The sequence below is a fragment of the Mesorhizobium escarrei genome (genome assembly GCF_935825525.1).
Classification (GTDB): domain Bacteria; phylum Pseudomonadota; class Alphaproteobacteria; order Rhizobiales; family Rhizobiaceae; genus Mesorhizobium; species Mesorhizobium escarrei.
Map to the genome: position 1 here is coordinate 22,268 of NZ_CAKXZT010000046.1, position 18,944 is coordinate 41,211.

An 18,944-nucleotide genomic window follows, 5' to 3' on the forward strand; every position below is an offset into this window, starting at 1 on the left:
CTGCTCAGGGTTGATGATAGGCATTCAAGTCGAAGGCGGCGACGTTTACTGGTGCTTATGGTGCGCGCTTGCAGCGTTGCTCCCACACAATTGTCCTCCCGACGGGCTCCGAAGCAGAACATTGCCCGGTCGTACCTGACCCGAGCGTTGGATCCGGCTCCGAACCCGATACGGGCGGTACCCGACATGACGGCCAGCCGACGTCCTGACCGGCGTTTCGAGAACCGGCGCGCAGCGGACATTTGGGTGCCGGAAGCGCAGAAAACGCCATCAGTTGGCCGCCAGAGTAGAGTTTCCAACGGTCTCTAACTCGATGGAGCGGAATCCTCATTCCTGTACTCATGAATGAGACCAAGGATTTGCGAGCGGACCAACTCGCGAGCCTCCGGCTGAACGAACGGCATCAACAGTTCGACCCGTTCCTCGACGCTCTCGGGAAGATCCGCAGCAGGATCGATGAGGTCGCTACCGTGCGCGTAGAGATTTTCCGTCAGCTTCTTGTTGAGTTCGGAAAAAATGCCCATTGATCTGCTCCAAACCAGCTTCTCTGCTTAAATTGAAGGCCGACGAAAATGTTCCCCGGATGATCGATCACAACGGCCGCTTCTCCGGCCGAAGCGCTGGGGCTGGTCCAGCTACACTTGTCCGGGCAGCAAGGCGAAGGACCTAACGTCCCGGCCGAGATTTCGCCGACTTTTTCGACGATATCCGCGAGAAGCGGACATCTTTCCCGTGTACCGAACCCGAACGTCAGTTTCAGGCAGCGGGCGGCGCGACCGAATTTTGCGACGGCTGCGCAACTTGCCGATGTCGCTCCCGGCAGCGACGCGCAGTAGTTACCTTAATGTGGAAGAATTAGAGAGACATTTGCGCGAGGTGCGAAAAAGCAACGCCAATACAGCTGATTAGTTACGACGTAGGTACTCTCGCAGATGTGGTATTGTTCGTCCGGGGATTCCTGCACACGGTCGCGTGGGATGGTGAAATTATGCGGCAAGTAAGTGTAACCACCGTCTATCCTGGACCGTACCGAAGACCGAGGTATGGCGCGGCAGTCAGAGCCACCGCAACACTTGAATTTCGTCAGTGGGTCAATCTTGTCCTCGTACCAATCATGGGCGCTAGCGGCAGTTGCGGCGATGGCGATACACATTGCGGTCAAGACGAGTCTTCGCATTGGCGTTCCTCAAGTATTTGGCAGCGCTGCTCGTTCGAGCGTCTAGGTATATTAGCGTCCCATTAAAAATGCCATTGGCCTCCGACTGACCAACGCAGTTCCAGCAAGCGACGCTCGCAACTGAAAGACCCCCTATGGCGAGAAGAACCTGTTGCGCACGGCCCAGCGCAACGGCAATCGCGAGCGCGACTGGCAGACGCGCGCCGCACCGTCGAACTGCGCATCCCAAAGCTCAGGAAGGACTCCTATTTCTCCGGTTCCCTTGAACCGCGCGGCATGGCCGAGAAGGTGACCGCCGTCGTCCGGGGCCTCACGTCCAGGGTATCTCGACCCGCTCGGTAGGCGATGCAAAGGGCCTGAGACCTGATGCGATTTCTGCAGGTCCGTTTGCAGCCCACATTGAAATCCCGTCACACTTGTAACTCTCAGTTCCCCGTCTGCCCGAGATAGCGTCTTCGTATCGAGACCGTGGAACGGCGAATTCGACCGCAGGACCGGAAATGACGATGTTTGCAGCAAAAGAGACAGCCACTTCGTTGCTCGGGCAAGCGGTCGATGTTGGCCGCTGGCTCGGGCTCGCCGCCGCACCGACCTTTGCACTCATAGCCTGGATTTCTGCTGTCGGCTCGGCGGGTATGACCATGTGCTCTGCCGGCTCGCGTTTCATGCCGATCAACGACATGGCCCTGATGTATCTGCTGATGAGCCTCTTTCACGTAGCGCCGTGGCTGAAGCTCTTTTCCGCCCGTTCGCAGCACTGCAACACTTCCGTCGCCCAAACCCAAGGAGACTGACAATGCAACACGCTGTCGTTTCACGCGATGACTGGCTGACCGCCCGCCGGGACCTCCTGCGAGCGGAGAAGGAACTCACGCATCTTCGCGACAAGGTCGCACGCGAGCGGCTCGCCCTGCCATGGGTGCGTATCGAGAAGGAATATTTGTTTGAAACGCCGGATGGTCAGCGTGAACTCGCCGATCTCTTCGACGGCCGTTCGCAACTTCTCGTACAACATTTCATGTTCGCGCCGGGATGGAAGGAAGGCTGCCCGAGTTGCTCGTTCATGGCCGATCACACCGACGGCATGAACAAGCATCTGGCGCATCACGATGTAACCATGATCGCCGTCTCGCGCGCGCCGCTTGCCGAGATCGAGCGCTATCGCAGACGCATGGGCTGGCAGTTCCGATGGGTGTCCTCGAACGGCAGTCCGTTCAACTACGATTTCCGGGTCAGTTTCACGCCCGAAGAGGTCGCCACCGGGCACATCGACTACAACTTCGGCGAATGGCGGGAAACCGGCGAGGAATGGCCTGGTCTGAGCGCCTTCTACAAAGATGATGCTGGCGACGTCTTTCACACCTACTCCACCTTCGGCCGCGGTGTAGAGGTGATGATGGGCACCTACGCCATGCTCGACCTCATGCCAAAGGGGCGCAACGAAGCTGAGGGAATGGACTGGGTGCGCCGCCACGACCGTTACGCGTAGACCCGCGGGGACGGTGGAATGATGCCGGATGGAAAACGAGAAATATCCGTCGCACCTACAAGCCACGCCTTCGAAATACTCATAAAGCTGCCGGCTGGTCCGCAGCCTCGGTCAGGCATCAGTTTTGAGCGACACTTTCAGTACGTGACGACGATTGCTTCGGTGCCGATCAATCGCGAACAGCGTCGACAGGGTCTCCGCTCTGTCACGCTTTGCCATCTATGGTCCAGAGGATGAGATGCCATGACGAACTTCAGGGCGATGGGAGGTTCTCGTCGGCCACCTGTTGCTCTCGCCGCTCAAGCTCCTTCTGAAGCTTCAACGCTAATGCGACGAGCCTCGGTGACAGGGCTTGATCCCCCTCCAGTCCTAACCGCTTACGTAGGCTCCGACGATTGTCTTCCGAACGGACCAACTCTCGGAAGCCACGATCGCTCTCTCGGGTTGCCATGACGTCACCTTTAGCTCTGAACGCAACTCGCCGATTACTAAAGGGTTCCATGAGGGGCCGGATTATTTCGCTAGAACGTTCCGAGCGGTGATCGAATAACTAAGCGGGATTGAGCGGATACTGCTCGTGATCATCGAAAGCCACGAACAGGCCCAGGGCAGCAGCGACTTCGAGGATAGCTTCGGTCAGATCGTCATTGGATGCGACCAATCCAGGTGCAGCCTGCCGAACCTGGTTTAATGCCGCTTTGACCGAGACGGTGTCGCCATAGCCGGCCCTGTTGAGGACTGCGGCAATCGCCTGATCTAGAACTGGACCGACCCTACCGACGATGCTCATCCACCTTCCCCCCCGGGAATGCGAGAAGGTGATAGTAGCGCGTCTGGGGCTGCGATGCAACCGACGCGCGAATCGCATCAAATTGGTCTGCGGAAAGTCTTGGAGAGAACAGCCCTTGCTCTGAGGTGTGGGGCGGCCAGTTTTTCAGCTTGCTGCCGCAAATCGTTTGAATGCAGTGCGCCCGCCATCACCAAAGCTGGAACTAGCATCGCGCCTCGCGCACCCGCGCCCGCCGAGTGCTCCGTGGCCGCGCGCGAATCTTCTCGACGCTGATCGTAAAATGCGGCGGGATCAACCCTAAGCGGTCCTACGGCTCCGGCTAACTACAGATTCCTGCTCAGCTATTCGAAGGAATAGGTGAAACCTCCTTCGGAGGCTCCGACCGTCACCTTCGTCATCTTTTCGCCCTCCAGCGACCGGTTCAGCACGCCACGGCTCAGTTCCGGCAGAAGCGTGTTTGTCAAAATGGCGTCGATCATTCGCCCGCCGGATTCGATCTCGGTGCAGCGGGCTTTGACCAGATCCATGACGCCGTCACCGATCACCAACTCGGCATCGTTGCTCGAGCGCAGCCGGCGGGCGATCTTGGCGAACTGATGGCGGGTGATCGCTTCGATCATCATGTCCGAGAGCGGGTAGTAAGGGATGGTCACCACCCGGCCGAGGAAGGCCGCTGGGAAAACCTTCAGCAGCGGGGCGCGCAATGCTGTGTCGAGATCATCGAGCCCCGCCCGCACCGTGCCGCTTCTGGTCCGGTCCATAATGACTTCGGAGCCAACATTCGAGGTGAGCAGGATCAGCGTGTTTTTGAAATCGATCCGCCGGCCTTCACTGTCGTCCATCATTCCCTTGTCGAAGACCTGGAAGAAGATTTCATGCACATCCGGATGCGCCTTCTCGACCTCGTCAAGCAAGATCACCGAATAGGGCTTGCGCCGGACCGCCTCGGTGAGGATGCCGCCCTTGCCGTAGCCGACATATCCGGGCGGCGCGCCCTTCAAGGTGGAGACCGTGTGCGCCTCCTGGAACTCGGACATATTGATCGAAATGAGGTTCTGCTCGCCGCCATAGAGCGTCTCGGCCAGGGCCAGCGCGGTTTCGGTCTTGCCGACACCCGAGGGACCGCAGAGCAGAAAAACCCCCACTGGCTTTTCGGGCGCGCCGAGCCCGGCGCGGCTGGTCTGCACGCGCTTGGCAATCATTTCCATGGCGTGATCCTGACCGACCACGCGCTCGGACAGTGTGACGGCGAGCCGCAGCGCCTTTTCGGTCTGGCTCGACAGCATCCGGCCGGTCGGGATGCCGGTCCAGTCCTGCACCACGGCAGCCACGGCATTGCGGTCGACCGACGGCAGGATCAGCGGCGTCTCGCCCTGCGCCTCTGCGAGGTCGGCCATCAGCTCGCGCAGCCGCGCGAGATCGGCAGCCGGATCGGGTGCAGAAGGATCGGCAGTGGCCGTTGTTTCCGCATCGGGTTCAGGCGCATCGGTTTCAGGCGCATCGGTTTCAGGCGCTTTGACCTCGGGGGCATCGGCGCCTGCGGTTTCGGCGACCGCCCCCGTAGGCTCCACGGCGTCGAGCGGCACACCCTCGCCGCGCAGCCTGGCGCGCAATTCGAGTATCTCGCCAACCAGCGCCTTTTCCCGATCCCAACGTTGCTGCGCGGCCGCAAGCGTGAGTTCGGTCTCTGCCAGTCCGGTTTCGACACGAGCCTGCCGGTCGGCCACTTCGATGCCGATCGCTGCCTCGCGGCCGATGATGGCGCGCTCGACCTCCAGTGCCTGGCGGCGGCGCATGATGTCCTCGACCTCGGCAGGGGTGGCATGCTGCGAAATGGCGACACGGGCGCAGGCGGTGTCGAGAAGGCTCACGGCCTTGTCGGGCAGTTGCCGCGCCGGGATGTAGCGGTGGGAGAGGCTGACCGCCGCCTCGATCGCCTCATCGAGGATCTGCACCTTGTGATGCTGCTCAAGAACACCGGCGACACCACGCAGCATGAGAACGGCCACCACTTCCGACGGCTCATCTATCTTGACGACCTGGAAGCGACGGGTGAGCGCCGGGTCCTTCTCGATGTGCTGCTTGTACTCGGCCCAGGTCGTTGCCGCGATGGTGCGAAGCTCGCCGCGCGCCAGCGCCGGCTTCAGCAGATTGGCCGCATCACCGGTTCCTGCCGCGCCGCCAGCGCCAATCAAGGTGTGCGCTTCGTCGATGAAGAGGATGACCGGCGTTTCCGAGGATTGCACCTCGTCAATGACCGCCTTCAGCCGTTTTTCGAATTCGCCCTTTACGCTGGCGCCCGCTTGCATCAGGCCGACATCGAGCATGCGCACGCTGACGCCCTGCAGCGTCGGCGGCACGTCGCCTTCGGCAATGCGCAAGGCAAAGCCCTCGACGACCGCGGTTTTGCCAACCCCGGCCTCGCCGGTCAGGATCGGGTTGTTTTGCCGGCGCCGCATCAGGATATCGACAATCTGCCTGATCTCGGGATCGCGGCCGACGACCGGATCGATCTTGCCGTCGCGGGCGCGCTGGGTCAGGTCGGTGGCATATTTCGCCAGCGCCGAATCCCCGCCCGCAGCCCGCCGCGGTGTTTCGGCGGCTGGAACCGCAGTCGAGGCGCCGGCTTCGAGCGAACCCTCCATGACGTCTGCGAACCGCGTAATGACGGCCTGCGCATCGATCTTGTCGAATTCGCCGCTGATCTTTGACAGCAAGCCTTCCAGCACGGGGGTCTTCAGGCAGGCGAGCAGAATATGCGCACTGCGCACTTCGTCGACGCTGAATTCCAGCCCCGCCAGGCCCCAGGCCTCCTGGATGGCGTGAAAGATATGATCGGAAAATTCCTCGATCGAAGTGGCGCCGTAGGGCAGCTTGTCGACGGCGCGGGTCATATCGGCCGTGAGCCGGCTCGCATCCACCCCGGCGTCTGCCAGTACTAGTTGCACATCCGAGCGCTCTGAGAGCACCAGTTGTTCGATGAAGTGAACGAGCTCGACATAAGGGTTGCCGCGCAGCTTGGCTGTGTCGGCCGCAGCCTTGAAGGCGCGCAAACAGACAGGATTGAGCTTGCCGACCAGTTCCTTGCGTTTGAAGCTCTGCGACGACCGGCGCTGTTCCATCGAACTTGCCCCTCCAATCTGCCAGCCAATAAACTGCCACATAAGCAGCCACTTGACAAAGAGCGTTTATGAGCGGGGCGTCCGGGTGTTCGATTCAGTCGATTTCTTCGGTTCCGGTAGGCGCCGGCGCCATTGGCTACAACGCCATCGAACGCCCCGCCTGCTGGCGATGCATTCACCGACAGGGTTCGACAAATGCGCCAGCGCTTTCGAGCCCAGCTGGCCGGTTGCAGGCTCGTATTAAGATTGAGCATCAACTAAATTGTGGTAAAGTGTCGCAGTGTGGTAACGTTGGGTTACGCACGGCGCAGAGCCGCGCGCTGGGGGATGGTGTGCTTGATCTCGCACTCTGGCTGAATCCGCTGGACGGTGAAAATCCGTCAGGGGAGGATTTGCGCAACGATCCAGCCTTTCATGAGCTGGAGCGCCTGACGGAACAGCAGAAAAAGGTCGAGTATCAAGGGAACGCCAAGTTAGAAGTTGCCGTTCCGATCGACTGGTCCACCGTGCTCACCAAGGCCGAAGAGCTGCGTCCACACGGCCGGGACCTGCGCCTCCTCGTCATCGTTACGCGTGCTCTGGCCAACGAGTATCGGCTGGCCGGGCTGGCTGAGGGCTTGACCCTCATAGCGCAAACCTTCGATCAGCACTGGGCAACCATGCACCCGGCCCTGCGGTCCGGTGCTACGCCGCGCGACGCCGCCCTGCGCCGCATCAATGCGCTGACTGACCTCCAGAACAGTCAGGATGGCCTGCTCAAGGATTTGCGGAAAATGACGTTTTTCGCGCCGCGTGCAATCGGCCCGATCCTCGGCGAGGATCTGGAGAAGGGCGCGCTCGACGAGCGTGTCATGCTTCAGGAAGCGGCCTCGGGACTGAACGCGACCGAAAAGGCGGCTCTGGCGAGCGCGCACAGCCAATTGGTGAACCGGGTGCGCAGCGCATGCGTCGCACAGATCGATCAGGCCGGCGCGGAGATGACGTCGCTCTTTGCCAATGCGCGCGCCGCGATCGCGGCCCTCGAGGCGGTGGAAACCGCCCTCAATGCCCGTATCGAGGGCAGCGGCGCCACCGTTCCGGAATTAAAGCGGTTTCTGCAGCGTTTGCTGACGACCCTCGAACGAAACTCGGCCGCCGGCGCCACCGCGAATGGCGCCGCAAAGCCTGTTTCCGCGCCTGCAGAACCACCAACGCCTGTTCGAAACGGTAATGGAGCCGATACGATGGCAAGTATGGCAAGTTACGCGGAACCGAGCACGGGGCTCCCTGATCGGATTTCCTCGCGCGACGACGTCGTGAAATGCCTCGACCTCGTCGTCGCCTTCTATGACCGCACCGAACCGTCGAGCCCGATTCCGCACCTCGCCCGCCGGGTGCGCCGGATGGTGCATATGGACTTCGTTGAACTGATGGAAGATCTCGCCCCGTCGGGGCTGAAGGAATTCCGGCTGCTTGCCGGCGTTCCCGATGCCAAGAAGACGGCCCAGAAGGATGAAAGGTAACGAGCCATGCCAGCTGAAAGCAAAGCGAAAGTCATTGAACGGAACCGCGCTCCGCGCGTGCAGATCGCCTATGACGTGGAAACCTATGGCAGCCCGACGACGATCGAATTGCCGTTCGTCATGGGCGTGATGGCCGACCTTTCCGGCGCTTCACAGACCAAGGAAGCGATGAAGTCGGTGCTGGACCGCTCCTTTGTCGAGACCGACGCGAACCGCTTCCCGCGTTTCATGGAGGCGCTTGGACCGCGCGTCAAAGCCCGCGTGAAGAATACGCTGCCTCAGGCTGAGGGCGCCGAGCGGGATGAAGAGCTGGCACTCGATCTTACCTTCACCAAGATGGGCGACTTCGCCCCGGACAAGATTGCCGAGCAAGTCCCGCAACTGGCCGAGATCCTCAAGATGCGTCGCCAGCTCGAGGAACTGCTCGGCTTCATGGATGGCCGCGTCGATGCCGAAAAGCGCATCGCGCAGCTTCTGAACAACGAGCCGCTTCTTGGCAAAATCGCCAGCCAGGCATTGTCGGACGAAGACAAGGTTGAGGTGTAATCATGGCCGAACAGCAAAAGACCGCAGACGTCGCCGCCGAGGCGGAGACCATCGATCTCGGAGAGTTCAGCGGGCTCCTGGAAAAGGATTTCAAGGTCAAGAAGGACGACAGCGAGAAGCTGCAGCAACTCGTTCGCAATCTCGCGCTGGCGGCACAGTCGCGATCCGACACCACGACCATCTCGTCCAACGCGATCAAGTCGATCAAGTCGCTGATCGCGGGCATCGACAAGATGCTGTCGGAGCAGGTCAACGAGATCCTGCACGCGCCGGAAGTGCGCGAAATGGAAGGCACATGGCGCGGCCTTTGGTATCTCATCAACAACACCGAGACGGATCAGAAGTTGAAGATCCGGGTGATGAACATTTCCAAGGAGCAGCTCGCCGACACGCTTGAAGACTATGAAGGCCAGATGTGGGACCAGAGCCCGATCTTCAAGAAGGTCTATACGGACGAGTATTCGATGCTGGGCGGCGAGCCGATCGGCTGCCTGATCGGCGCCTACGAATTCTCCAACCATCCGCGTGACGTCGGCCTGTTGCGCAACATCTCGGGCATCTGCGCCTCGGCGCACACGCCGTTCATCGCGGCGGCCTCGCCGCGCCTGTTCCGCATGGACAGCTGGCAGGAACTGCCGAACCCGCAGGACCTGCAGCAGATTGTCTCCAACGCCGCCTACGCCTCGTGGCAATCGCTGCGCGAGAGTGAGGATGCGCGCTATATCGGCCTCACGATGCCGCGCGTCCTGGCACGGCTTCCCTACGGCACGGATACCGTTCCGGTGAAGGGTTTCACGTTCGAGGAAGAGGTCCAGGGCGACCACAACAAATATGTCTGGATGAACGCCGCCTTCCCGATGGCCGTGAACATAAACCGCAGCCACAAGCTCTATGGCTGGGGCACGCAGATCCGCGGCGTCGAGAATGGCGGCACAGTCATCAACCTGCCGGTGCACAGCTTTCCCACCGACGACGGATCGGTGGCGATGAAATGTCCGACGGAAGTCGCCATCGACGACCGGCGCGAGGCGGAACTGGCCAAGCTCGGCCTGATGCCGATCCTGCACCGGAAGAACACGGATCTGGCGGCTTTCATCGGCGCGCATTCGCTGCAGGACGACGAAACCCGCGCCGGCCGGCTAGTCGATCCCGACGCGCAGTCGAACGAGCGGCTGAGCGCCAATCTGCCCTATCTCTTCCCGGTCTCGCGGTTTGCACATTACCTCAAAGCCATCGCGCGCGACAAGATAGGGTCGTTCAAGGAGCGGTCGGACATGCAGATCTGGCTGACCGAGTGGATCAACCGATACGTGCTGGCCAACCCGGCCTTTGCCGACGACAAGGCGCGCGCCAAGCGCCCGCTTGCCGCCGCTGAGGTCCAGGTGGACAGCGTCGAGGGGCGGCCGGGCTACTACAACGCCCGCTTCTATCTTCGCCCGCATTACCAGTTGGAGGGCATCAACGCCTCGCTTCGGCTGGTGTCGGAACTACCGTCCGTAAAGGCTTGATTTACAGCAACATAGTCCTGTTTTGTTTTGAAAACGCTGGAGGAAGACAATGCCCGTGAAAATTGATGGTTTTCTAAAAGTTCCGGATATCAAAGGGCCAAGCGTTCGCGACGGCCATGAGGACGAAATCGAAGTCCACGGGGTCGATTACAAGATAATCGCGCCATACGATCCGAACTCGCTCTCACGCCGCGGTCGCGTGTCACTGGGGATGATCAAGTTCACCAAGCATTATGACAAGTCCTCGCCCTATCTGAAAAAGGCGTTGTTCGACAACAAGGCGCTGGACGAAGTTGTGTTCTCCGCCCGCCGGACCATCGATGGCGAGACCAGCGACTATCTGGTCGTCACCCTGACCGACGCCTCGATCATGGAATACGACATGTCGCAGGCCGAGGACGAGGAAGACCTGATCGAGGAGGAGGTCAGCTTCGCCTACAAGAAGATCAAGTTCGTCTATGACAAGGATGACGAAATCGAAATGGATGTCTATGTCGGCAAGTGAGGCGCGGCGGCCCGGCGCGGACAAGCTACAGGTCACCGGCAGTTCGCGCGCGAAACGCGAAGCGGTCCAGCCCTCTCTTTGGGACCGCCTCGTCAACGACCTGCCGGGCGTCACCTCCGAGATAGACGGGCTGCGCCAGGCCTTGCAGGACGAGCTTGGCGCGGACCGGCTGGATACGCTCCTTGCGACCAGCGCGCGGCTTATCGATGCCGACGCGGAGCTGACGCCCGATCAGAAGCGGCGTCTGCACCGCCTGGGCTTTCAGACCCAACACCGCGCCGAGATCGAAAGCCGTGGCGTGGTCGTATCGCCCCGCGTCCTCAGGGAGGCCGTGCGGCGCGACATCGAGGCCTTGTTCAACACCGAGCGTTTCGAAGCTGTTCCGCTTCTTTCCGATTTCGAAAACGAACAGGCTTCAGACAATCCGCCATCGCTGGCCGATTTTCCTGAGGTGCGCCGAAGTGTGATCAACTACGGCGTGCCGTCGTTTTCGGGCCGCTCCTCCCGCGACTTTGATCGCGAGGCCCTGGCGCGCGAGATCCGCTCGGTTCTTGCCACGTTCGAGCCGCGTCTCAAGGAAAGCGCAACCAAGGTAGCGGTGACCCTTGGTGACAAAAGTGCGGGCCTGAAGATCGAGATAGACGCTGTGCTGATCATGACGCCGACGCCGGAACGCATGCGCCTGCGCACCACAGTCAACCTCGATAACGGTTTGGCGCGGACCGAATTCAGGGAAAGCTGAGATGGATCGGGTCTTCGTAGAATATTACGAGGAGGAACTGACCCATATCCGCGGACTCGCGGCGGAATTTGCCGACATGCATCCGGCGGTGGCACGCAATCTTTCTCTCGATACCGTCCCCTGCCCGGATCCGTATGTCGAGCGGCTGCTTGACGGCGTCGCTTTCCTCGCTGCACGCACCCGGTTGAAAGTCGACGCCGAGCGTTCGCGGTTTTCACGCAGCGTGCTGGATGTCCTTTATCCCGATCTGGTTACGCCGGCGCCGGCAACGGCGATGGCAGTGCTGAAACCCGGCCAGCAGGTCCAGTCGATGATTGCCGGCCATGTCATCAAGCGGAACACGCGGCTGGTGTCCAGTCTGCAACCCGGCCTGTCGACGCGCTGCACCTTCACCACCGCGCAGGAAATCACGCTGTGGCCGTTAGCGATCACGTCGGTCAGCTATTTCCAGGATCGCAGCGGGTTGGCGGCGGCCGGCATAACACCGATCGGCGGCGTAGGCGGCGAGGCAGCGCTGCGCATCACGCTGGGTCGGGCCGGAAAAGGCAAGCTCGGCGAATTGGCTCTCGACCAGCTTGATCTCTATTTTGCCGGACGCACCAAAGCGCCATTGCTGTTCGACGCGATTTTCGGCGCCTGCTCGGCAGTTGGCGCACGCGCCGAGGGCAAGGCCAGTCCGCTATCGCCGTTGCCACAACCCGAAATGGTCGGCATCAGCGACGACGAGGCGTTGATGCCTCGTACCCGTCCGACATTCGAAGGCTACCGCCTGCTGCGTGAATATTTCATGATGCCCGAGCGCTTTCACTACGTGCGGGTTTCAGGACTGCAACCGGTCGTGCGCCGATGCGAGGCCGGGGTCGAGATCATCTTCATGTTCCGGCGTCCGGTACCCGAGCTTGCCGATGTGACGCCGGCGGATTTCGAACTTTTCGCGACGCCGATCATCAACCTGTTCGAGCGTGACTGCAACGTCATCGAGCTTGATCCGCGCAGAACGCGGCAAGTGCTGCATGCCGACCGCACGCGGGCGCGCGACTTCGAAATCTATCGGGTGACCCGCGTCGAGGACGCCGACGCCGAAGGTCCTGACGCCGAAATTCCAGAACTCTTCAGCCTGGGGCAAAACCGCAGCAATGGCTGGGTCTATTCCACCGAACGGCGCCCTCGCCGGGCCACCGAAGATGAACGGCGCGACGGGCTGACCCGCACTTCTTACACCGGAGACGACGTTTTCCTTTCGGTTTCACGCCCGGCCGGAAGCCCGGCGAACCGGCCGCTGAAGCGTCTCGACATCATGGCGCTTTGCACCAACCGCGATCTGCCGATCCTCGACGACAACCCTACCTTGACGCTGGAGACAGGCGATCCGGTCGAAACGGTCCGGCTTATCGGCGCTTTGCGCCCGCCCCAGCCGGCGATCCCGGCCGCGCTGCCCGCCGGCGCCGAAGGCGAATCCCGAGCCGATAATCTCGCATGGCGGCTGGTGGCGCAGCTGGCCCTCAACTTTCTCAGCCTCGCCAAGGAAGGCCGCGGTGTCGATCCGCTGCATGCGCTGCTCGATCTTTATGCCGACCGGGGAGATCCGAGCCTGGCTCGCAACGTGCACTCGATCGTCCGCATCGACTCGCGCTCCGTCATCGAACGGCTGCAGATCGATGGGCCGATGTGCTTCGGACGGGGCACGGAAGTGACATTGCATGTGGACCAATCGGTCCTGGCCGGGCAAAGCACATTGCTGCTTTCGGCCTTGCTTGCCCGGCTGTTTGCCCGTCACGCCGGAATAAACGGCTTTGTGCGGACCCGCACGCGGCTGCTGCAGAAGCAGGAGGATGTGCCATGGCCGATGACGCCCGGCAATCGCTACCTGATCTAGGCAAGCTCGACCCGGGCCGGGCCGAAGCGCTGGATGATACGTTCGACTTTTTCGAACTGTTGCGCCGGCTCGAACAACGGGGCGGGCTGTTCGGCTATTCCGGCCGCGCAGATCGCGAGCCGGCAAGGCTCGGGCAGCATGTGCGTCTTAGCTTTTCCGCCAAGGACGTGGTTGAATTCCGCGAAGCGAAGGACAAGACGCCGGGGAAGGACAACTCGCCGGGCAAGGACTGGACGCCGGCCCGGGTTACCGTTGCAAATCTCGGGCTGATGGGACCGGAAGGCCCGATGCCGCTTCATTTGACACGCTGGGTGCTCGATCGTCTGTCGCAACGCTGGTTCACCGGCGCTGACGCACGACAGACCGTCGACACGACATTCGTGGATTTCGTCAATATTCTCCAACACCGGATGATCGCCCTGTACTATCGGGCCTGGGCGGACGCGCATCCGGCGGTACAGGTCGAACGTGCGGTCGGCGGCCGGGTAAGGGCCATGCTTGAAGCAATGGCGGGAATTGGACTTCCCGGTACCCAAAATTCCGATCTCGACGCAGTAAAACTTCGCCAGGCCGCGTCGCTCGCCAGCCAGGTCGACGGTCCGGAGCGGCTGACGCTGTTCCTGGCGGAAGCATTCAAGGTGCCGGTCGCGATCAAGGAGTTCGTCGCCACCTGGATGACCATACCGGCGGCGCTCCAGACCCGGCTTACCCAGGCTTACGCAGTGCTGGGTCGCGGGGCGACGATCGGCCCGCGCGTTTTCAGCCGCCAAAGCAGGATCGAGCTCCGCGTCGGCCCGATCGGTTATGAGGAGTACAAGACGTTCCTGCCGGGCGGCCAACGTCTGAAAATGTTCAAGCAGGCGGTTCGCGACATGGTCGGGGAATCGCTGGACGTCGATCTGCGGATCGTGCTCGCGCGCGAAGCTGTGCCGCCGCCGCGTATCGGAGCGGTACAGCTCGGCCGAACCACCTGGCTTGCACGGCCCGCCGAAAGGGGCGATGCTGACGATATGCGGCTGCGGACAATCGTCGGATGGCGGCCGGAAATGGCGGAGGTTGCGGCATGAGTCTGCTGCTGACGCTGGAGCACGGGCCACGCACCCAGGCGGTACGGCAGACCCGGCTGGACGATGGTGAACTGGTGATCGGCCGTAGCGCGGACGCGGACTGGCAGATCGACGATCCCGACATGTTCGTTTCACGCGCCCATTGCAGGATCACCGGCGGGCCGGATGGATATTTCGTCACCGACACGTCAAGCAGCGGTTTGTTCATAAACGATTCCGACAGCCCGCTCGGCACCGGCACGTCGGTCCGCCTTCAGAACGGCATGCGGCTGAGGCTGGGCGACTACATCGTGTGCGTCGATCTGCAGCCGCCGGTCGCTCACGCACCAGCGGCCAGCCAATCATTCGCCGAACCGTCACCACCGGCATCGCGAGCGCCGGTAAGCATCGGCCGCGATGACTTCTTTTCAGCCACGGTCGAAGAAGAGCCGCGCCGACCGCGTCCCGCCGATCTGCCCAACCCGTTCGAGCAACCCGTTCCAGGAGCGTTCGAGCGCGCCAACCAGCGCAGTTCGCCTGCCTTCGACGACCCGTTCAGCCTCGACCCGGTAGCAACGCCGCCGCCGAATGGCGCTGGCTATTCCGAACCGCGTGGTGCGCCGGACGCCGCAGACCCATTCAGCTTCGATCCGGCGCCTTCCGGTGCAAACGAGCCCGTTCCAGGCCAGCCCGTTTCAAGAAAGTCATCTGAATTCGATGACGGTTTCGGTTTCGGGCCTGCCGCGTCGCCCGATTTGAGAAACGGCGCCGGCTCGGCCGGTCAACGCAAACACGTCGCCGGAGAGCCGCAGCGGGCCAATCCCTGGGATTTGCCTGGCCACACGGCAGATATTCCTTCTCCGCCACGTGCTGCCCCCAGACCCGCCCCCTCCCTGGCAGCGGCGCAACCGGCGAACACGGCGCTTCGCACGGCGTTCTTGCGTGGCATGGGCATCGAGGAGGCCGATTTTCCCGGACGCGACAGCGCCGCGGAAATGGAGAAGTTCGGTCGCGAGTATCGGCTGATGATGGAAGGCCTGATGCAGTTGCTGCGCAAGCGGGCCGAGGAAAAGGGAAACGCTCGCGTCGCCCAGACGGTGGTCGGGGCCTCTGAAGTCAATCCGCTCAAGTTTCTGCCGACGGTCGACGACGCCATCGTGACCCTGATCGCGGAGCGCAGCCCCGGATTTCTGGGCGGTGAAGCGGCAATCGCCGACGCGGTCCGCGATCTCGCGCAACATCACGTGCGCGCCTGGCGAGGCGTGCAGTCCGCCTTGCGGCGAATGATTGACCGTTTTGACCCGGCAGTGATCGAGAAAGAGCTCAAATCGAGTTCCGCGATCGGCACCCTGCTTTCGGGCGGACGCCGCGCCAAGCTGTGGGAGCTTTACCAGAAACGCCATCGTGAAATCGCCCAGAGTGCGGAATCGAGCTTCCTCGGCGAAATCGGCGCTGATTTTCGGGATGCTTATGAGGAGGAGTGAAACATGATCGATCGCCGCGAATTTATCGTTGCCCTGGGCGCAACCGGGCTGCTTGCTGCTTGCCAGAGCGGTCCGCCAAAACCATCCGCGGTGACCGTCAACCTGACCGGCGCGGCCGGCATGAACCCGGGACCAGGCGGCGGCGACCGGCCGGTGACGGTCCTCGTAATGCGGCTGCGCAGCACCGGTAAATTCAATTCGGCCGATTATTTCGCGCTGCAGGGGGATGCCGGCTCCGCACTCGCAGGCGATCTCATCGGCTCCGACCAGATCTCCGTCGGGCCTGGAAAGACCGCATCCAAAACCATCACGGTCGAGCCGGACGCGGCTGCGCTGGGCTTCGTTGCCCTCGTTCGCGAGCCCGGCGGCCGGACCTGGCGTACAACCAAGTCGGTGTCGTCGGGATCAACAGTTACCGTCAACGTCACGCTTGGCAGCGGCGGCATTTCCGCCTAGCGGCCAGGGCAAGGGGTGCTCGATGCAGGAAGTAGCGGCATGAGCGATGCAAACAGGGTGCTGTGGTCCGAAGGCCTGTTTCTCCGGACCCAGCATTTTCAGCAGCAGGATCGCTTTTTCGAGGCGACCGTGCGCGGCGCGTTGCAGGCCGGGCAGCTGCATACGTTCGGCTTTCAGCAGCTGACGCTGGACCAGGCAATGCTCGATGCCGGCCAGGTCTCGATCCTGTCGGCACGGGGCATCTTTCCGGATGGAACCCCCTTCTCCATCCCGGACCTGATGGACGCGCCACGACCGCTGCCGGTCACCGCCGATACGGGTGCGGGACCGGTGCTGGTCGCCCTGCCGCTTGAGCCTGCCGGCGGTGTCGGCTTCGATCCGGCGCACGCCGCATCGACAGGAGCACGCTATCATGGGCGCATCGTTTCGGTGCGCGACGCCGTCCAGGGCGGTTCGGATCCTGAAGAAATCGAAATCGCCCGCCCGCAGGCGCTGCTGATTGCACCGGGAAAATCGGTTGGCGGCTACACCGCCCTGCCGATAGCCGACATCAAAGGGGTTCGAGCCGATGGCGGCGTCTCGCTGGACGAGACGTTCCTGCCGCCGACACTGGTCACCGGGGCGGTGGCCTGGTACCGGCAGCTGCTTCTGGAAGTTGTCACCGGCCTCGACCAGATCGCCGAGGCGCATGGAAAAATGGTCATGGGCGGGCCAGGGCGCAGCGTCGAAGACCTGCTGATGCTCAATCTCGCCAATGCGGCGCGTCCGCGGCTGGCGCACATGCTGGCTCAGGATGTCTTCCATCCGGCCGAGCTTTACCTGGAGCTTGCCGGTCTTGCCGGCTCGATGGCGACCTATGGTTCGAGCGCGCGACGGCTGAGCGAGTTGCCCGCCTACGATCACATGGCGCCCGGCCCCGCCTATTCGGCGCTGGCCGACGCCTTGCGCTCGCTCATCCTGAGCCTGCGCTACATCGAGCCTAAATCACGCGCACTGCCGGTCATGCGGCATTCGACCAATGTCTGGAAAATCCGCATCGACAACCCGAAGCTGCTGGTGGCCAGCCGGATCGTCATCCGGGTCGGCTCCGAGCTGTCGGAAGATGCGTTGCGCAAGATTTTCGTCAACCAGGCGACCGTCGGTTCGGCCGATCAGTTCGAGGGCCTGTGGAAGTCCCGTCTACCCGGCATTCCACTGAAGCCACTTCATTCCCAGCCCCGCGAAATCCCCTACGATGGCGATCGGCTGTGCCTTGAGCTGGACCAGAAAAGCGAGCACTGGGCATCGCTGCTCGATGCCCCCGGCTTCGTCATCGGCGTGTCGGGTGTGCTGCCGAGCGAGCCGCAGGTCGACTGCTATTCGGTAAACAGGTGAGATGATGAGCCGGGATGATCCTTTCGGACTGTCGGAGGATCGCGAACGCACTCGCATACGACTGACCGGCGCGCCGATGCCGCGACCGATGACGCCACTGTTGTCGGGTGTGCCAATCAAACGGTCGCGTACGCATCCGAACACGCTGGTCAACGCATTCGCGCCGCTGCTCGAGTTCGCGCCCGAGCTTGAAAGCGCGCTGCCGCCGGAAAACCCGGAAGCGTTGCGCACCCGGCTGCTCGATGAACTGGTTCGGGCACGTGACGCGGCAATGGCGGCGGGGTCCTCTCTGGAGCGCGCCGACCAGGCAGCCTGGGTGGTGGCGGCATTGCTCGACGATCTCGCCCTGAACACGCCATGGGGCGGCGCCAGCGCATGGCCGCGCCAGCCGCTTGTGGTGATGCTGCGAGGCGATGTCGATGCCGGCACGCAGTTCTTCACGCGTCTCGACGAACTCGAGCGGCATCCGAACCGGGATCGCGAATTGCTCGAACTGCAATATCATTGCCTGGCGCTCGGCTTCCGCGGCAAATATCGTGTTCCAGGCCGGTCGGGCGACCGTTCCATCAATGCGGTTCGCGTTGCTGCGGCGCGCTTTCTGCGCGATGCCGACGCCGACGGTGCGCCGCTGTCGCCGAACTGGAAAGGCGTGATCGCATCCGACGAGCCGCAGCGCTTCATAGTGCCGATCTGGGTGATGGGGCTCGGCGCGGCGGTTCTCGCCACGGCAATCTATCTCGGGCTGTCGATGGGACTGAGCAGTCAGGCGGTCGAGCTTTCGACGCTGGTTCGTGCTTTGCCGCCGCCGGCGCGCAGCGAAATCAGCCGGACATCGCCGCAGGTCGACGCGCCGCCGCCGGAGGCAGTGGATTTCGCGCTGGTGCCGGAGTTTCAGGCCGGAGCGCCGGCAAATCTCAGGGCTGCGCTAAGCGGCACCGAGAGCGTCTCGCTGGCCAGGCTGATCATTCAGGCCTCCAACCCCGAACTGTTCCAGTCGTCGCGGCCGACACTGACGGAAGGCTTCGAACCGCTGATCGGTTCGATCGCCAAGGTGATCCTCGCCAATCAGGAACTGATCGGAAACATCACCGTGGTCGGCCATACCGACAGTATTCCTTTGCAACGGTCCAATCCGCTTTCCACCAACCAACGGCTGTCGGAAGCGCGCGCAGCGACCATTACCGAGATGCTGGTCCAGAACGGCGTGCCGCAGGACCGCATTCGCTTCGAAGGACGTGCAGCTACCGATCCAGTGGCCGACGACAGCACCCGCGCGGGACGGGCCTTGAACCGCCGCGTCGAGGTGCTGGTCGAAAAGAGGCTGTGA

General features: G+C 62.3%; 16 protein-coding genes and 1 pseudogene. 14 read left to right on the forward strand and 3 right to left on the reverse strand.

Going from position 1 to position 18,944, the window contains the following annotated elements:
* Window positions 1–305: 305 nt before the first annotated feature.
* A complete protein-coding gene (locus tag NMG80_RS03835) occupies window positions 306–524 on the reverse strand; it encodes a hypothetical protein (protein WP_254016909.1) in 219 nt (72 codons plus the stop codon).
* Between the two features lie 786 nt (window positions 525–1,310).
* Here NMG80_RS03835 and NMG80_RS03840 point away from each other — a divergent pair.
* The 3 genes and pseudogenes from NMG80_RS03840 to NMG80_RS03850 all read left to right on the forward strand — a co-directional run.
* A pseudogene (locus NMG80_RS03840) lies at window positions 1,311–1,524 on the forward strand (transposase); the annotation flags it as partial.
* Between the two features lie 159 nt (window positions 1,525–1,683).
* Window positions 1,684–1,971, forward strand: a complete 288-nt coding sequence (locus NMG80_RS03845) for a hypothetical protein (protein ID WP_254016910.1) — start codon at window positions 1,684–1,686, stop codon at window positions 1,969–1,971.
* 2 nt (window positions 1,972–1,973) lie between these two features.
* Entirely contained in the window at window positions 1,974–2,666 is a 693-nt protein-coding gene (locus tag NMG80_RS03850; RefSeq protein ID WP_254016911.1) for a DUF899 domain-containing protein, read from the forward strand.
* 550 nt (window positions 2,667–3,216) lie between these two features.
* On the opposite strand, the gene NMG80_RS03855 is transcribed toward NMG80_RS03850, so the two are convergent.
* Window positions 3,217–3,456: a hypothetical protein gene (locus NMG80_RS03855; RefSeq protein WP_254016912.1), complete on the reverse strand. Its 240-nt coding sequence runs from the start codon at window positions 3,454–3,456 to the stop codon at window positions 3,217–3,219.
* A gap of 341 nt (window positions 3,457–3,797) precedes the next feature.
* Window positions 3,798–6,578 (reverse strand): type VI secretion system ATPase TssH, encoded by a 2,781-nt coding sequence (gene tssH, locus NMG80_RS03860; RefSeq protein ID WP_254016913.1) that lies wholly within the window; start codon window positions 6,576–6,578, stop codon window positions 3,798–3,800.
* Window positions 6,579–6,910: 332 nt separating this feature from the next.
* Here tssH and tssA point away from each other — a divergent pair, with 332 nt between their 5' ends.
* From tssA to icmH, 11 genes are read left to right on the forward strand one after another with little or no spacing between them, the layout of a single operon-like run.
* Window positions 6,911–8,080 (forward strand): type VI secretion system protein TssA, encoded by a 1,170-nt coding sequence (tssA, locus tag NMG80_RS03865; protein ID WP_254016914.1) that lies wholly within the window; start codon window positions 6,911–6,913, stop codon window positions 8,078–8,080.
* Between the two features lie 6 nt (window positions 8,081–8,086).
* Window positions 8,087–8,626, forward strand: coding sequence for a type VI secretion system contractile sheath small subunit (gene tssB, locus NMG80_RS03870; RefSeq protein ID WP_029356267.1), 540 nt, complete (start codon window positions 8,087–8,089; stop codon window positions 8,624–8,626).
* 2 nt (window positions 8,627–8,628) lie between these two features.
* Window positions 8,629–10,134 carry a type VI secretion system contractile sheath large subunit gene (gene tssC, locus NMG80_RS03875; protein WP_254016915.1) on the forward strand — a complete coding sequence of 502 codons (1,506 nt, stop codon included), beginning with the start codon at window positions 8,629–8,631 and terminating at the stop codon, window positions 10,132–10,134.
* A gap of 49 nt (window positions 10,135–10,183) precedes the next feature.
* A complete protein-coding gene (locus NMG80_RS03880) occupies window positions 10,184–10,639 on the forward strand; it encodes an Hcp family type VI secretion system effector (RefSeq protein WP_023801311.1) in 456 nt (151 codons plus the stop codon).
* Window positions 10,626–11,381: a type VI secretion system baseplate subunit TssE gene (gene tssE / locus NMG80_RS03885; protein WP_254016942.1), complete on the forward strand. Its 756-nt coding sequence runs from the start codon at window positions 10,626–10,628 to the stop codon at window positions 11,379–11,381. The genes NMG80_RS03880 and tssE overlap by 14 nt, the downstream gene beginning before the upstream one ends.
* A gap of 1 nt (window position 11,382) precedes the next feature.
* Complete coding sequence (tssF, locus tag NMG80_RS03890) at window positions 11,383–13,257, forward strand: type VI secretion system baseplate subunit TssF (RefSeq protein WP_254016916.1); 1,875 nt, start codon at window positions 11,383–11,385, stop codon at window positions 13,255–13,257.
* Window positions 13,221–14,324 carry a type VI secretion system baseplate subunit TssG gene (gene tssG, locus NMG80_RS03895; protein WP_254016917.1) on the forward strand — a complete coding sequence of 368 codons (1,104 nt, stop codon included), beginning with the start codon at window positions 13,221–13,223 and terminating at the stop codon, window positions 14,322–14,324. The genes tssF and tssG overlap by 37 nt, the downstream gene beginning before the upstream one ends.
* Complete coding sequence (gene tagH, locus NMG80_RS03900) at window positions 14,321–15,787, forward strand: type VI secretion system-associated FHA domain protein TagH (RefSeq protein WP_254016918.1); 1,467 nt, start codon at window positions 14,321–14,323, stop codon at window positions 15,785–15,787. Before tssG ends, tagH begins: the two co-directional genes overlap by 4 nt.
* 3 nt (window positions 15,788–15,790) lie before the next feature.
* Window positions 15,791–16,243: a type VI secretion system lipoprotein TssJ gene (gene tssJ, locus NMG80_RS03905; protein WP_023801306.1), complete on the forward strand. Its 453-nt coding sequence runs from the start codon at window positions 15,791–15,793 to the stop codon at window positions 16,241–16,243.
* Between the two features lie 39 nt (window positions 16,244–16,282).
* Complete coding sequence (tssK, locus tag NMG80_RS03910) at window positions 16,283–17,617, forward strand: type VI secretion system baseplate subunit TssK (protein WP_023801305.1); 1,335 nt, start codon at window positions 16,283–16,285, stop codon at window positions 17,615–17,617.
* A 4-nt stretch (window positions 17,618–17,621) separates the two neighbouring features.
* Window positions 17,622–18,944: a type IVB secretion system protein IcmH/DotU gene (icmH, locus tag NMG80_RS03915; protein WP_254016943.1), complete on the forward strand. Its 1,323-nt coding sequence runs from the start codon at window positions 17,622–17,624 to the stop codon at window positions 18,942–18,944.

Bases quoted from the DNA above. Each gene is read 5' to 3' on its own strand.
- tssJ (WP_023801306.1), top strand. From the start codon at position 15,791: ATGATCGATCGCCGCGAATTTATCGTTGCCCTGGGCGCAACCGGGCTG.
- tssE (WP_254016942.1), top strand. From the start codon at position 10,626: ATGTCGGCAAGTGAGGCGCGGCGGCCCGGCGCGGACAAGCTACAGGTC.
- NMG80_RS03845 (WP_254016910.1), top strand. From the start codon at position 1,684: ATGTTTGCAGCAAAAGAGACAGCCACTTCGTTGCTCGGGCAAGCGGTC.
- tssG (WP_254016917.1), top strand. From the start codon at position 13,221: ATGGCCGATGACGCCCGGCAATCGCTACCTGATCTAGGCAAGCTCGAC.
- tssF (WP_254016916.1), top strand. From the start codon at position 11,383: ATGGATCGGGTCTTCGTAGAATATTACGAGGAGGAACTGACCCATATC.
- icmH (WP_254016943.1), top strand. From the start codon at position 17,622: ATGAGCCGGGATGATCCTTTCGGACTGTCGGAGGATCGCGAACGCACT.
- NMG80_RS03880 (WP_023801311.1), top strand. From the start codon at position 10,184: ATGCCCGTGAAAATTGATGGTTTTCTAAAAGTTCCGGATATCAAAGGG.
- tssC (WP_254016915.1), top strand. From the start codon at position 8,629: ATGGCCGAACAGCAAAAGACCGCAGACGTCGCCGCCGAGGCGGAGACC.
- tssK (WP_023801305.1), top strand. From the start codon at position 16,283: ATGAGCGATGCAAACAGGGTGCTGTGGTCCGAAGGCCTGTTTCTCCGG.
- tagH (WP_254016918.1), top strand. From the start codon at position 14,321: ATGAGTCTGCTGCTGACGCTGGAGCACGGGCCACGCACCCAGGCGGTA.
- NMG80_RS03835 (WP_254016909.1), bottom strand. From the start codon at position 524: ATGGGCATTTTTTCCGAACTCAACAAGAAGCTGACGGAAAATCTCTAC.
- tssB (WP_029356267.1), top strand. From the start codon at position 8,087: ATGCCAGCTGAAAGCAAAGCGAAAGTCATTGAACGGAACCGCGCTCCG.
- NMG80_RS03850 (WP_254016911.1), top strand. From the start codon at position 1,974: ATGCAACACGCTGTCGTTTCACGCGATGACTGGCTGACCGCCCGCCGG.
- tssH (WP_254016913.1), bottom strand. From the start codon at position 6,578: ATGGAACAGCGCCGGTCGTCGCAGAGCTTCAAACGCAAGGAACTGGTC.
- NMG80_RS03855 (WP_254016912.1), bottom strand. From the start codon at position 3,456: ATGAGCATCGTCGGTAGGGTCGGTCCAGTTCTAGATCAGGCGATTGCC.